Annotated in this window: 11 protein-coding genes, 1 tRNA gene and 1 pseudogene; 4 read left to right on the forward strand and 9 right to left on the reverse strand. The window is 66.7% G+C overall.

The features are described from left to right. Nucleotides 1-132: 132 nt before the first annotated feature. From polA to NM1_RS11295, 7 genes and pseudogenes are all read right to left on the reverse strand, one after another. Nucleotides 133-2,877, reverse strand: a complete 2,745-nt coding sequence (polA, locus tag NM1_RS11270; protein WP_068017833.1) for a DNA polymerase I — start codon at nucleotides 2,875-2,877, stop codon at nucleotides 133-135. Nucleotides 2,878-2,967: 90 nt separating this feature from the next. Next, nucleotides 2,968-3,663: an ABC transporter ATP-binding protein gene (locus NM1_RS43910; RefSeq protein ID WP_246011394.1), complete on the reverse strand. Its 696-nt coding sequence runs from the start codon at nucleotides 3,661-3,663 to the stop codon at nucleotides 2,968-2,970. A gap of 249 nt (nucleotides 3,664-3,912) precedes the next feature. Further along, nucleotides 3,913-4,872, reverse strand: a pseudogene (locus NM1_RS43915) (ABC transporter ATP-binding protein); the annotation flags it as partial. After that, complete coding sequence (locus NM1_RS11280; RefSeq protein ID WP_068017836.1) at nucleotides 4,869-6,107, reverse strand: branched-chain amino acid ABC transporter permease; 1,239 nt, start codon at nucleotides 6,105-6,107, stop codon at nucleotides 4,869-4,871. The gene NM1_RS11280 and the pseudogene NM1_RS43915, both read right to left, overlap by 4 nt. Further along, complete coding sequence (locus tag NM1_RS11285) at nucleotides 6,104-7,138, reverse strand: branched-chain amino acid ABC transporter permease (protein ID WP_068017838.1); 1,035 nt, start codon at nucleotides 7,136-7,138, stop codon at nucleotides 6,104-6,106. Before NM1_RS11285 ends, NM1_RS11280 begins: the two co-directional genes overlap by 4 nt. A 96-nt stretch (nucleotides 7,139-7,234) precedes the next feature. Continuing rightward, on the reverse strand, nucleotides 7,235-8,470 hold the full coding sequence (locus NM1_RS11290; RefSeq protein ID WP_068017842.1) for a branched-chain amino acid ABC transporter substrate-binding protein: 1,236 nt from the start codon (nucleotides 8,468-8,470) through the stop codon (nucleotides 7,235-7,237). Between the two features lie 243 nt (nucleotides 8,471-8,713). Continuing rightward, the gene (locus NM1_RS11295) at nucleotides 8,714-9,340 is read right to left on the reverse strand and encodes an ANTAR domain-containing response regulator (RefSeq protein ID WP_068017846.1); all 627 of its coding nucleotides are present in this window, start codon (nucleotides 9,338-9,340) and stop codon (nucleotides 8,714-8,716) included. A gap of 203 nt (nucleotides 9,341-9,543) precedes the next feature. Between NM1_RS11295 and NM1_RS11300 the strand changes: the two genes are divergently transcribed. From NM1_RS11300 to NM1_RS11315, 4 genes are all read left to right on the forward strand, one after another. Next, nucleotides 9,544-9,627: transfer RNA gene (locus NM1_RS11300), tRNA-Leu, on the forward strand. Nucleotides 9,628-9,833: 206 nt separating this feature from the next. Further along, entirely contained in the window at nucleotides 9,834-10,346 is a 513-nt protein-coding gene (locus NM1_RS11305; RefSeq protein ID WP_068017849.1) for a phenylacetaldoxime dehydratase family protein, read from the forward strand. A gap of 138 nt (nucleotides 10,347-10,484) precedes the next feature. Continuing rightward, nucleotides 10,485-11,111: an arsenate reductase/protein-tyrosine-phosphatase family protein gene (locus NM1_RS11310; RefSeq protein ID WP_068017852.1), complete on the forward strand. Its 627-nt coding sequence runs from the start codon at nucleotides 10,485-10,487 to the stop codon at nucleotides 11,109-11,111. 157 nt (nucleotides 11,112-11,268) lie between these two features. Beyond that, nucleotides 11,269-11,631 (forward strand): hypothetical protein, encoded by a 363-nt coding sequence (locus NM1_RS11315; protein ID WP_246011354.1) that lies wholly within the window; start codon nucleotides 11,269-11,271, stop codon nucleotides 11,629-11,631. A gap of 90 nt (nucleotides 11,632-11,721) precedes the next feature. Here NM1_RS11315 and NM1_RS11320 read toward each other — a convergent pair whose 3' ends face one another. Beyond that, a complete protein-coding gene (locus NM1_RS11320; protein WP_246011355.1) occupies nucleotides 11,722-12,633 on the reverse strand; it encodes an acyl-CoA thioesterase in 912 nt (303 codons plus the stop codon). Between the two features lie 2 nt (nucleotides 12,634-12,635). Further along, complete coding sequence (pyk, locus tag NM1_RS11325; RefSeq protein WP_084519427.1) at nucleotides 12,636-14,057, reverse strand: pyruvate kinase; 1,422 nt, start codon at nucleotides 14,055-14,057, stop codon at nucleotides 12,636-12,638. Nucleotides 14,058-14,155 lie beyond the last annotated feature (98 nt).

Genomic DNA, 14,155 nt, shown 5'->3' on the forward strand with positions numbered 1-14,155 from the left:
CCTCGTTCGACGCCGGTATGTCGCCGAGCTCGGGAGCTAATCTACCATCGATTGGTGGGCCAATAGATGGCGTTCCGTCATTTTGGGTATGCCGCTGAACACACCGGCCGCCGCGAGACGAGCACCAAACCCTCAGTGCGCGGCCGCATCCCAACTACGCCCCACTCCGACAGAGACCTCCAACGGCACCGACAGATCGATAGCCTTCGACATGTGGTCCCGGGCAAGGGATTCCAGGGCCTCCCGCTCCCCCGCGGCAACCTCGAAGACCAGCTCGTCGTGGATCTGCAGCAGCATCCGAGACTTCAGCCCCGCGTCCTGGATGGCGTGCTGCACGTTGATCATCGCGACCTTGATGATGTCGGCGGCGGTGCCCTGGATGGGGGCGTTGAGGGCCATCCGCTCGGCGGCCTCGCGGCGCTGGCGGTTGCTGGAGTCCAGGTCGGGCAGGTAGCGGCGGCGGCCGAACAGGGTTTCGGTGTAGCCGACCTTGCGGGCCTGGTCGACGGCGTCGCGCAGGTAGTCGCGGATAGCGCCGAAGCGGTCGAAGTAGACCTCCATCTGGGCCTTGGCCTCGTCGGGGGTGATCTTCAGCTGCTGCGACAGACCGTAGGCCGACAGCCCGTAGGCCAAGCCGTAGGACATCGCCTTGATGCGGCGGCGCATCTCCGGATGGACCTCGGAGAGCGGGATGTCGAAGGCCTTGGACGCGACGAAGGTGTGCAGGTCCTCACCCGAATTGAAGGCCTCGATCAGCCCGGCGTCCTTGGACAGGTGCGCCATGATCCGCATCTCGATCTGGCTGTAGTCGGCGGTCATCAGCGATTCGAAGCCGGGGCCGACGACGAACGTGTCGCGGATGCGGCGGCCGGTGTCGGTGCGGATCGGGATGTTCTGCAGATTCGGCTCGGTGGACGAGAGCCGCCCGGTGGCGGCGATGGTCTGGTTGAAGGTGGTGTGGATGCGACCGTCGTCGGCGACCGACTTCAGCAGGCCGTCGACTGTCACCTTCAGCCTGGTCGCGTCGCGGTGGGCCAGCAGGTGTTCCAGGAACGGGTGCTGGGTCTTCTCGAACAGCGACTCCAGCGCGTCGGCGTCGGTGGTGTAGCCGGTCTTGGTGCGCTTGGTCTTGGGCATTTCGAGCTCGTCGAACAGCACCACCTGCAGCTGCTTCGGCGAGCCGAGGTTGATCTGCTTGCCGATCACCTCGTAGGCAGCGTTGGCCGCATCGGCGACGCGGTCGGCGAATTCGGACTGCAGCTGCTGCAGTTCGTCGACGTCGACGGCGATGCCCGCCTCCTCCAGCTGGGCCAGCACGCCGAGCAGCGGCAGCTCCATCTCGGTGAGCAGCCGGGTGGATTCGATGCCCTCGAGCTCGCTGTCGAAGGCGTCGGCGAGATCGGAGACGGCGCGGGCGCGCAGCATCTCGGTCTGCGCGAGTTCGGCGTCGACCTGGTCCTCGTCGTCGAGCAGCGACAGCTGGGTGTCCTCGGCCGACTCGACCCGCAGCTCGCGCGACAGGTAGCGCAGCGACAGGTCGTCGAGGTTGAAGGTGCGCTGGCCCGGCCGGACGAGATAGGCGGCCAGCGCCGTATCGCTGGTGAGCCCCTCGAGCGTCCAGCCGCGGCCGCGCAGCGCATGTGTGGCTGCCTTCGCCTCGTGCACCGCCTTCGGCGTCGCCGGATCGGCCAGCCAGGCGCCCAGTGCCTGCTCGTCCTCTGGGGTCAGCCCGATGACGTCGAAGTAGCCGCCCTCGCCGTCGGCCGCCGAGATCGCGATCGCCTTCACGTCACCCTGGAACGGGGTACCGGTACCCACGATGGAAATACCGTGCCGCACACCGGCTTTCGCATGTTCGGCCAGCCAGTCGGCCGCGGCGCCGGGAGCCACTGCGCCGCCAGTGATCTCGAAGCCGCCCTCGGCCTCGGGCTCCGGCGGGGCCAGGGTCTCGAACAGCCGGTCGCGCAGTACCCGGAATTCCAGATCGTCGAACAGGCGGTGGATCCGGTCGCGATCCCAGGGCTGCTGGGCCAGCTGCTCGGGGGTGTAGGGCAGCGCGACGTCCTTGACCATCTCGGTGAGCTGGCGGTTGAGTACGACGCTGGACAGGTTGGCGCGCAACGCGTCACCGACCTTGCCCTTCACCTGGTCCACCCGGTCCACCAGGGTGGTCAGATCGCCGTATTCGCGCACCCACTTGGCCGCGGTCTTCTCCCCCACGCCCGGAATGCCCGGCAGATTGTCGCTCGGGTCGCCGCGCAGGGCGGCGTAGTCCGGGTACTGGGCCGGGGTGAGGCCGTATTTCTCCTCCACCGCGGCGGGGGTGAACCGCGTCAGCTCGGAGACGCCCTTCTTCGGGTACAGGACGGTGACGTCGTCGTTGACCAGTTGCAGCGCGTCCCGGTCGCCGGTGACGATCAGCACTCGGTAGCCCTGCGGCACAGCCTGAGTGGCCAGGGTGGCGATGATGTCGTCGGCCTCGTAGCCCTCGAGCTGCATCGTCGGGATGCCGAGCGCGCCGAGTACCTCCTGGGTGACCTCCACCTGGCCGCGGAACTCGTCGGGCGTGGTGATGCGGTTGGCCTTGTACTCCGGGTAGGCCTCGGTGCGGAAGGTCTTGCGATTGACGTCGAACGCGGCCGCCACATGGGTGGGCTTCTCGTCGCGCAGCAGGTTGATCAGCATGGCGGTGAAGCCGTAGACCGCGTTGGTGGTCTGCCCGGTGACGGTCTTGAAGTTCTCCGCGGGCAGTGCGTAGAAGGCGCGGTAGGCCAGCGAGTGCCCGTCCAGCAGCAACAGCGTGGGCCGCTCACCGGGGGCATTCGGGGTCGCTGCGGACACACTGCTCGGGCGCTGATCGGTGGTCGCTGGAGTCACGGCCCTGAGTCTATGTACCGGCACCGACAAGCGGGGGCACGGGGGATGACGTGGGCCACATCAGTGCGTCGCCATCCCCCGCGCCTGCGCCTACGCCACCCCCAGGTACGCCGACTTCACCGCGGGATCGGTCAGCAACTCCCGCCCCGAACCTGCCTTGGTGACCTCGCCGGTCTCCAGAATGTAGGCGCGGTCGCTGCGCGTCAGCGCCTGCTGGGCGTTCTGCTCGACCAGCAGCACCGTGGTGCCCTGCGCGTTGATCTCCCCGATGATGCGGAAGATCTGCTTGATCACCATCGGCGCCAGGCCCATCGACGGCTCGTCGAGCAGCAGCAGCTTCGGTCGCGCCATCAGCGCGCGGGCGATGGCCAGCATCTGCTGCTCGCCGCCGGACAGCGTGCCGCCGACCTGTTTGCGTCGCTCCGCCAGCCGCGGGAACAGCTCGAGAATCCATTCCAGGGTCTTGGCGTACTCCGAGCGCTCCTTGAAAGGCCGGGCGTGACAACCCATGTCGAGGTTCTCCTGCACCGTCATGCCGGGGAACACGCCCCGGCCCTCGGGCGCCTGGATGAGGCCGGACACCACCCGATCGTGCGCCTTGACCCGGGTGAGATCCTTGCCGTCGAACAGGATTCGGCCGCCGGTCAGCGGCAGCAGCCCGGACAGCGCCCGCATGGTGGTGGTCTTGCCCGCGCCGTTGGCGCCCAGCAGGGTCACCAGCTCGCCCTGCGTCACCTGTAGCGAGATACCGTGCAGCGCTTGGATTCTGCCGTAGTTGACGACCATGTCCTCGACGACCAGGAGCGGTTGGTCGGGCGCTGCCGAAAACGAATCACCAGCCAGGGCAATACGACTCGACGCGGTGGTCGCGTGTTCACCCGCACGAGAGGCATTCTCGCCTTGACCTCCGGAGTCGGGTGCACCGCCTATCTCGAACTCCGGGCTGGTCCGGTGTTCGGGATCGTCCGGCGACCGGGTCCGGCCGCCTGGATCTCCCGCCGAATCGCCCTGTACAGCACCGTCTTCCACCGTTTCGGCCACCTCGTCGTCGGGCACACCCAGGTAGGCCGCGATCACCGCCGGGTCGTCCCGGATCGCCTCCGGCAGCCCGTCGGCGATCTTGCGTCCGAACTCCAGCACCACGATCCGGTCGGTCACGCCCATCACCAGCCGCATATCGTGCTCGATGAGCAGCACGGTGAACCCGTCGTCGCGGATCTTGCGGATCAGATCCATCAGCGCCGACTTCTCGCTCGGATTGAACCCGGCCGCGGGCTCGTCCAGGCACAGCAGCTTGGGTTCGGTCGCCAGCGCGCGGGCGATCTCCAACCGGCGCTGATCGCCGTAGGAGAGGTTGCGCGCCTTCTCCACCGCCCGCGGCGCGATGCCCACGAACTCCAGCAGCGCCATGCCGCGCTCGATGGCGTCGTGTTCCTCGCGCCGATGCCGCGCGGTGCGAAAGATGGCCCCGGGCACCGAGGTCCGGTGCCGCGCGTCCGTGCCGACCACCACGTTCTCCAGCGCCGTCATCTCCCCGAACAGCCGGATGTTCTGGAAGGTCCGGGCGATGCCGAGCCGGGTGATCTCGTTGCGTTTGGTCTTGGTCAGCGGCCGACCGTCGAAGAAGACCCGCCCCGCCGCGGGCCGGTAGATCCCGGTGATGGCGTTGAAGCAGGTGGTCTTGCCCGCCCCGTTCGGGCCGATGAGCCCGAGGATCTCGCCGCGGCGGATCTCGAAACTCACCTCGTCGAGCGCGGTGAGGCCGCCGAACCGGACGGTCAATCCCTCCGTGCTCAAAAGCGGTGCGCCGACCTCGGTTTCGATCACGCGGGTGGGCGCCACCACCTCGGCGACGGCCTCGGCATCGGCCAGTTCCGGCAGCACCTCGCTGACATCGACCACGCCCGCGCTCGGCGCCGCCTCCGGCGCCTCGGCGTAGCCGGCCGCCATATCCTCGTTGTCGAACAGCGCGCCGCCCGCGCCCGGCCCGGTCATCGGCCCGCCCCCTCGGTCGCGGCCGCATCGGGGCCCGCCGCGGGCCGCCGCACCGCCTGGTACACCTGACGGCCGTATGCCAGCAGTTTCTGCCGCACCGGGAACAGCCCCTGCGGACGGAAGATCATGACCACCACCAGAGTGAGACCGAAGAACAGATACTTGTAGTCGCCCAGCGACTGCCCGCCGACCTCGATCGACATGAGCCGGTTGGGCAGGTAGACGATCAGGAACGCGCCCACGATCACGCCCAGCTTGTTGCCCTGCCCGCCGAGCACGACCGCGCACAGGAACAGCATCGAGTTGATGATGTTGAACCCGGTGGGGTTGATGAACTGCACCTGCCCCGCGAACAGTGCACCCGACAGGCCGCCGATCGCGGCGCCGATGGTGAACGCCCACAGCTTGAACTTGAACGTCGGCACGCCCATCATCTCCGCGGCGTCCTCGTCCTCGCGGATCGACACCCAGGCGCGGCCGACCCGGCTGCGTTCCAGGTTGCCGACCATCAGCAGCACCACGATCACCAGCGCCATGCCGATCCAGAACCACCAGGTGCCGGAGTTGGCGCGGTCCAACAGGTTCCACGAATCCGGGTCACCGAGATTGCCCGAGGAGAAGTACCCGGTGGGATGGCTCTCCGATTCGCCCAGTCGCGGATAGGCGATACCCGCCAGCCCCAGGCTGCCGTTGGTGATATCGCCGAGGTTGTCGGCCAGCAGCCGCACGATCTCACCGAACCCGAGCGTGACGATCGCGAGATAGTCGCCGCGCAGGCGCAACGTCGGCGTGCCCAGGATCAGACCGGACACCGCGGTCAGCACGATCGCCAGTGGCACACACGCCAGCCAGGCCCACTTGGAGTTCAGGAAGCCGCCGTCGGTCTGGTTCCACGGACTGTTCGGACTGGTGAGCAGCCCGACCGAATACGCGCCCACCGCGTAGAAGCCGACGTAGCCCAGGTCCAGCAGACCCGCCTGTCCCACAACGACATTCAGCCCGATCGCGATCAGCGCGTACATCGCGAACTGCGCCATCACGCCGCCGAAACTCGTGCCGGGAGTGTCCAGCAGCGGCGGCGGAAACAGCGGCAGCAACGCCAGCAGCACGATGGCCGGGACGCCGACGGCCCACTGCATGGGCCGGGACAGTCCGTCCCACCACGACCGCAGCGCATCGCCGACACCGTGCCTCGGCCGGGTTTTCTTCTCCGGTTCCAGCGTCGCGGTAGTCATACCCGTGACCTCCCCAGGCTCTCGCCGAGGATTCCGGTCGGCCGGAACATCAGCACCGCCACCAGCAGCACGAACGCGACCACGTCGCGCCATTCGGTGCCGAACAGGATCTGGCCGTAGTTCTCGGCCAGGCCCAGCAGCAGCCCGCCCAGCAGCGCGCCGCGCAGATTGCCGATGCCGCCGAGCACCGCGGCGGCGAATGCCTTGATGCCCAGGATGAATCCGCCCGAGTAGATGATGCCGTTGGGGATCTTCAGCGTGTACAGCATCGCGGCGGCGCCCGCGAGCAGGCCGCCGATCAGGAAGGTGAGCATGATGACCCGTTCCCGCGACACTCCCATCAGCGTCGCGGTGTCCGGGTCCTGGGCCACCGCGCGTATGCCGCGGCCGAATTTCGTTCTGTTGATGACCAATTCGGTGATGACCGCCAGGATCACCGCGGAGAAGACGATCACCAGCGCCACGTTGGTCACCGAGGCGTCGAAGACGTGGAACGCGTCGGTCGGCCGGACCAGGATGATCGGCTGCTGCGCATTGGTGCCGCCCAGATCCGGATCGATCTTGGGCAGCACGTAGTGCACGAATTCCTGGAGCACGAACGACATCCCGATCGCGGTGATCAGGAAGATCAGCCGCTTCGCCCCGCGTCTTCGCAGCGGCCGATAGGCCACGCGCTCCAATCCGACGGCCGCTCCCCCGGACACCAGCATGCCCACGACCATGGCCGCCCCGAGATAGACGACGGTCAGCGCTGTCCCTTGCGAATAGATGTCACCGCTGGCCGCGAATCCGAGCAGCATCAAACCCACCAGCTGCCCGAACAGACCCAGCATGAATATTTCCGAATGCGCGAAATTGATCAGCAGCAGCACCCCGAAAACCAGGGTGTATCCCACCGCGACCAGCGCGTAGATCGAACCGTACGTCAACCCGTCCACCGTGAGCCGCCAGAACTGGTCGACTACACCGGAGACGTTGAAATCGATGGAGCCGTTGGCAAGCAAGGTCGCATCGGCCAGACCTGAACTCATCGTTACCCTCATTATGGGAAAAGCAGCGTGTGCCGGCGGGTGCCCGTGTAATCGGGCTATCGGCAGGCCGGCACACGCTGTTTCGAATCGAGACCGCTACTTGACCTGGTACATCCAGATCAGCGCATTCGACAATTCGCCGGTGGGATCCCACTTGTACTGGCGGGCCACGCCCTGGCCCTCGTAGGTGCGGACGTACTCGACCAGGTCCGCGCGCGACACCTTGCCCTGAGCCAGGCCCTTCAGCACGATCGTGGTCAGGTCGTAGCCCTCGGTCGAATAGGTGCCAGCCTCGAATCCGTTCAGCGCCTTGTATTCCTCGGCGAACTTGTCGGGCGCCGGGCCGCACGGGCACGACACCACCGAGTCCTTGGAGGCATTACCGGCCTGCTTGACGAATTCGACGTCCTTGGTGCCGTCGTCGGAGATGAACGTCGCCGTCACCCCGCCGGACCGCAATTGCTGCACGAGCGGCGCCGCCTCGGCGTAGTAGCCCGCGTAGAAGATGCCGTCCGGCTTGGCCGACGACAGCTTCGACACCGCGGCCGAGAAGTCCTTGTCGCCTTCCTTCACATTCACCGCGCAACTCGGATCGGCCAGCGGGCCGAGCGTCTCGGTCAGCGATTTCGCCAGGCCGGTGCCGTAGTCGGTGTTGTCCTGGACGACGCAGATCTTCTTGTACTTCCCGGTGCTCTGCAGGTATTTCGCCACCGACGGGCCCTGGATGCCGTCGTTGCCGAGGCCGCGGAAGAAGGTCTTCCAGCCGTTCTTGGTGAGGTCGGTATTGGTCGCCGACGGCGTGAGCGACAGCAGTCCGGTATCGCTGATCCGCTGGCCGGTCGCCTTCGTCTCACCGGAGAACGTCGGCCCGATCAGCGCGACGATCGACTGGTCGCCGAGGATCCGGTCGATCACCTGTCCGGCCTTCTGCGGGTTGCCCTCGGTGTCGAACTCCTTGAGCTTGACCTGGCAGTCGGCATTGGCCTTGTTGTGCTTGTCCAGCGCCAGCTTCACACCCCGGACGATATTGAGGCCGAGGTTGGCGTTCGGCCCGGTCAGGGGGCCCGCCATGGCGATCGACGTCTCGGGCGCGCATTTCGTTTTACCGTCACCGGCGGGATCGGCGGCCGCGGAGGTATCGGCCGCCGGGACTTCCTTGCCGTCCTTGTCGACCTGTACCAGCGGGGTGATCTTCAAACCGCCGGAACCGGAATCGCCGCCGGAGTCGTTATCTGTCGACTTGCTGCTGCACCCAGCCACCGCTAGTACCGCCGCGGCTCCGATCACCAGCGCGCCGCGGGTCACACGGCTACGTGCGACCCTCCGCGTCATTGAACCAAGCACGATTACACCTCTATGTCCTGCTGATCCCCCGGGGTCGCCGAGGGGGCCGACCATGTCGGCCCGGCTCAGAACATAGCGGCGTGACGTTAGCTCTGCATCACATTCGAGTCATTTACGTGACTTCGATCCCGAGTATTTATCGGGGGGTGTTGCAGGGGCGTTAATTTCCCGCAATCGCTGCGCAGCGTGCAACGACACGAGAGGTCGCAGCGATACCAGCGGTACCCGGTACTACGATTTCGGCGCCAGGTTCTCCAACACCACCTCGGCGACCGCCTTCATCGTGGTGCGGCGATCCATCGCGGTGCGCTGAATCCACTTGAACGCCTGGGGCTCCGAGAGCCCCTGGGTCTGCATCAGCACACCCTTCGCCCGCTCGACGAGCTTGCGTGTCTCCAGCCGGTCGGCCAGGCTCGCGACCTCGCCCTCCAGCGCGGTGATCTCGTGGAAGCGGCTGGCCGCCAGCTCGATCGCCGGCACCAGATCCGACTTGGTGAACGGCTTCACCAGGTACGCCATCGCCCCCGCGTCGCGCGCCCGCTCCACCAGGTCGCGCTGGCTGAAGGCGGTCAGAATCACCACCGGCGCAACGCGTTTCGTCGCGATCTCGGCCGCCGCATCGATGCCGTCGCGGCGCGGCATCTTGACGTCCATGATCACCAGGTCCGGACGCAGCTCCTCGGCCAGGTCGACCGCCTGCTGGCCGTCGCCGGCCTCGCCCACCACCTGATAGCCCTCCTCGGAGAGCATCTCCACCAGGTCCATCCGGATGAGCGCCTCATCCTCGGCCACCACCACTCGCTTGGCGGCGGTCGCCGCATCCTTCTTCGCGCCCGCGCCCCCTGCTGTCGTTCCCATAGATAGACCCCTCGTGATTCCGATGCCAAATACTCGCTGCGCACGCCCGTCCGCCCCACCCTTGCCGGACCGGCGCACACTCCCGAGTGCCCTAAAGCGTACAGTTCAACCTCGCGCAGAACCCATCTACCCAGCGCCGACCGGTAATCGTCACGCCGATTCGGTCACCGGGGTACACACCGGCTATGATTTCCACCCGGTGCGCCGAGTTGGCGGAACTGGCAGACGCGACGGTCTCAAAAACCGTTGTCCTCACGGACGTGTGGGTTCGAGTCCCACACTCGGCACTGTTTTCACGAGCTGCATTTCATGATCGCCCCCCGATCGGGGGGGTTCCGAATTCGGTTGTCTCGCAAGCACTCCGGTGAGAAATGTCATCCCACTCCCGGGCGTGTCGCCCCTGGGCGCCCGGCCGCATCGAACCGCGCCCACGCCGTCGCCGTAATTCCCCAGAGACAGCACACGACCTCCGACTCGAGTGGAGAATGCAGGTATGCGGGTGAACCGGCTGACGGCGGACCTGTCCGGGTATCCGGACCTGGTCGTCATCTACCTCGGCATGCGCGTGCGCAAACCCCGCGGCATCCTGCGCCTGCTGGGGCTGGGTCCCAAGCTGTATCGCTCGCATCGCGACCGGCCCGACGGGCTGCTGCTGCACGAGGACGTCATCTGGTCGCTGTTCCCGCCGCACTGGGGCGCCCGGCAATACTGGCGTGATCTCGACAGCCTGGAACGCTGGACGCGCTCCGAGCCGCACCGCGAATGGTGGCGGCGATTCCTGCGCGACTCCGGCGGCACCGGATTCTGGCACGAGGCATACTTCATGCGCGGCGGCATCGACACCATGTACGACGATATGACCAGCCCGACCGGACTGGGCCGGGTCGCGCCGACCGTGGCCATGCGCGGGCGGCTGTTCTCCGCGCGCGGTCGGGTGCACCAGGGGGATCCGAAGGTCGCGCCCGTGGTTCGCGAAAGCGCCTATTACCCAGACGATTGCGAATGAAAGTAATTTCCCGGCCATCCGTCGCTCAGACCAACAGCGGCAAACGACTCGCTACGCCGGGATGAACATCGAAACAAATCAGCGGGTTTCGGACTTTCGGTGCTATTCGTTTCGATTCTCGCGTTCTACCGTACTGCCATGCATGTCCTGTTCGTCTGCAACGGCAACGTGTGCCGGTCGGTCATCGCCGAACGCCTCACACGCGCCGTGGCGGCCGAACACGGGCTCCACGACCTGACCGCGGAGAGCGCCGGAACCCGCGCACTGGTGGGATTCGGCGCGGATCCGCTTGCCGCCGAAACGATCAGCGGACTCGGCGCGGACCCGAGCAATTTCAAGGCCCGTAAACTCAAACCCGCCATGGTCGAGGGCGCGGATCTGGTGCTGGCGATGGCCGAGCAGATCCGCGACGATGTCGTCGCCCTGGTACCGGCGGCCGCGGGCCGGGCGTTCACGCTCATCGAGGCGTACCGCATCGCGAAGGTCAGCGGCGCCCGCACCATCGCCGAAATCGACCGGGCCCGCGACGATCTCGCCCTCGTCGGCCGCGAGAACATCGCAGATCCGGTCGGCCTGTCGGCCGAGAAGTACTGCGAGGTCGGCGATCGCATCGCCCAGGCCCTGGTACCGCTGTTGCTGGCGTTGCACATTCACGAGGGCCGCCCCACCGACGAACGCGGGCGACCGCGGCTGGTGGTGCTGCCGGGCGGCCGCAGCGAACCGCCGCCGTACGTGGACGCCACCCGAATCGGCCGTCACGCCTGAGGGATCCGGCAACACTCCCCGACACGCATGCGTCCTCCCCATTTCGGGTAAAGAGGGACTACACTCCCGGCCGGATACTCCCGCCGAAGGATTCGACACAAGAACAGGACTGAACGACATGCCGAAACGCATTTCGGATGTTTCGCTCCATGTTTATGTGACAGCCGAAACCCTCGAACGTGTTGTGGAAACCGTGCGCCGCGTGGTCGACGACCACGTGGCCGAACGCGACGTGTTCGCCTGGCGCTTCACCCTCCCGCTCGACTCCGACCAACAGCCGCACCCGCTACTCGAAACCCAGTGGCTCCTGGACCATCCCGGCGCCGACCCGGGCGACCGCCGCACCTACGAGATCGCGCTCAGCCTGGTGGGCGACAAGAAACTGCTCACCGAGGCCAACCTGTCCGCCCTGGAACAGCAACTGATGCTGAGCATTTCGGACGAGGACGCGGTCCCCTATTCGCTGCACGCCCTGCAACGCGAAAGTTTCGATATGGAAGAAAATCGCGAGTTGATCTAGATCCCGGCCAAAAGCGTGCCGGGAATGACAGGAGTGCTCGGCTCCGTGCCGGGAATGACAGGGCCAGCCACACGCCGGGAAGACAGCACTTCAGCCGCGGGGCGGGAAGTGGCGGATGACGCCCTCTTGGACCACGGTGGCCAGCAATTCTCCGGCACGCGAATAGAAGTGGCCCGTGGCGAGGCCGCGGGAACCCGCCGCCACGGGCGACTGGGTCGCGTACAGCGCCCAGTCGTCGAACCTGAAGGGGCGGTGGAACCACATCGAGTGGTTCACCGTGGCCGCGACGATGCGGTCGAAGCCCCACGACAGGCCGTGCGTGGTGATGATCGAATCGAGCACCGTGGTGTCCGACGAATATCCCAGCGTCGCAACGTGAATCAGCGGATCGTCGGGCAGCTCGCCGTCGGCGCGCATCCAGACCCGGTTGTATTCCAGCGTCCCGCCGGTGCCCTTCAGGGTCCACGCCGTGTCGTTGGTGTAGCGCATATCGATCGGGTGCGGGGCATTGACGAACATCTGCAGCCGGTCCTCGAGACCGGCAAAAGACTCCTCCACCCGGGGCAGGCCGTCGGGATCGGGCACCTGCGGCTGCGGGACGGCGTGCTCCAGGCCCTTGGCGGAGTCCTGGAAGGCCGCCAGCATGACGAACAGCTCCTGGTCGCCCTGGTAGGCGGTGACGGTCCGGTTCGCGAACGAGCGGCCGTCGCGGTGGCGTTCCACCCGGTACTCGATCGGTTTCTTCACGTCACCGCCGCGCACGAAATGGGCGTTGATCGCGTGCACCGGGCGTTGCGGCCGGGCCGGGTCGGTGGCCACCGTGCGACCGGCCGCGATGATGGCCTGCGCCACCAGCTGCCCGCCGAAGGTCCGGCTCCACACCTTCTCCGGATGCTGTCCGAGGAAGGTGTCCTCGCCGGTCTGCTCCAGATCGAGCAGCCCGAGCAGAACCTGTAGGTCGCTCGTACCCGTGTCGGTGGATTCGCCCAGTGACGCATTCACTTTCAGTGGTCCTCTTCGCCGATCCTGTGCACGTGGATGAGGTTGGTGGAACCGACGGTACCCGGTGGCGAACCGGCCACGATCACCACCAGGTCGCCCTTGGTGTACCGGTTCAGCGACAGCAGCTCCTTGTCGACCTGGCCGATCATCTCGTCGGTGGTGCCGACCGGCGGCACGATGAACGTTTCCACGCCCCAGGTCAGCGCCAGCTGGCTGCGCACCTCCGGCAGCGGGGTGAAGGCCAGCAGCGGCAGCGTGGTGTGCAGGCGGGCCAGGCGGCGCACCGTGTCCCCGGACTGGGTGAAGGCCACCAGCGCCTTGGCGTTGAGCCGCTCGCCGATATCGCGTGCGGCGTAGGAGATCACGCCGCGCTTGGTCCGCGGCACGTGGGTCAGCGGCGGCACCTGGGCCGAGGATTCGGACTCCACGGCGTGCACGATGCGGGCCATGGTGCGCACCGTCTCGATCGGGTACTGGCCGACCGAGGTCTCGCCCGACAGCATCACCGCGTCGGCGCCGTCGAGCACCGCGTTGGCCACGTCGGAGGCCTCGGCGCGGGTGGGGCGCGAATTGCCGATCATCGACTCCAGCATCTGGGTCGCCACGATGACGGGTTTGGCGTTCTCCCTGGCCATTTGGATGGCACGCTTCTGCACCAGCGGCACCTGCTCGAGCGGCAGCTCCACGCCCAGGTCGCCGCGCGCGACCATGATCGCGTCGAAGGCCAGCACGATCGCCTCGAGGTTGTCGATGGCCTCGGGCTTCTCCAGCTTGCCGATGACCGGCACGCGGCGGCCGACGCGGTCCATGATGTCGTGCACCAGCTCCACGTCCGAGGGCGAACGCACGAACGACAGCGCGATGAAGTCGACGCCGAGCTTCAGCGCGAATTCCAGGTCTGCGATGTCCTTCTCGGACAGGGCCGGGACCGACACGTCCATGCCGGGCAGCGAGACGCCCTTGTTGTTGGAGACCGGGCCGCCCTCGGTGACGCGGCAGACCACGTCGTTGCCGTCCACCCGGATCACGGTCAGGCCGACCTTGCCGTCGTCGACGAGCAGGCGGTCGCCGGCCTTGGCATCCTCGGCCAGCTGCCCGTAGGTGGTGGAGACGCGGTCGTGGGTGCCCTCCACGTCGTCGACGGTGATGCGCACCTCCTCCCCCGTCGCCCAGGTGGTCTTGCCTTCGATGAACCTGCCCAACCGGATCTTCGGTCCCTGCAGATCCGCGAGAATGCCTACGGCACGGCCCAATTGGTCGGCGGCCTTGCGGACCTTCTGGTAGTTCTCAGCGTGATCGGAGTGCTCGCCATGGCTGAAGTTCAACCGGGCCACGTCCATGCCGCTTTCGACAAGTTCGCGAATCCGGTCCTCGGAGGCGGTAGCCGGTCCGAGGGTGCAAACAATTTTTGTTCGTCGCATCACGAGTCGAGCGTAGTCCTGCCGAACGAGCCTCGCTGACTGGGCATACCCTTCGCTATCAATAGTGCGAACCTATGATCCCGGTCACTGAACCTATATGA

Origin of the sequence: Nocardia mexicana NBRC 108244 (assembly GCF_001613165.1) — a bacterium.
Lineage (GTDB): Bacteria > Actinomycetota > Actinomycetes > Mycobacteriales > Mycobacteriaceae > Nocardia > Nocardia mexicana.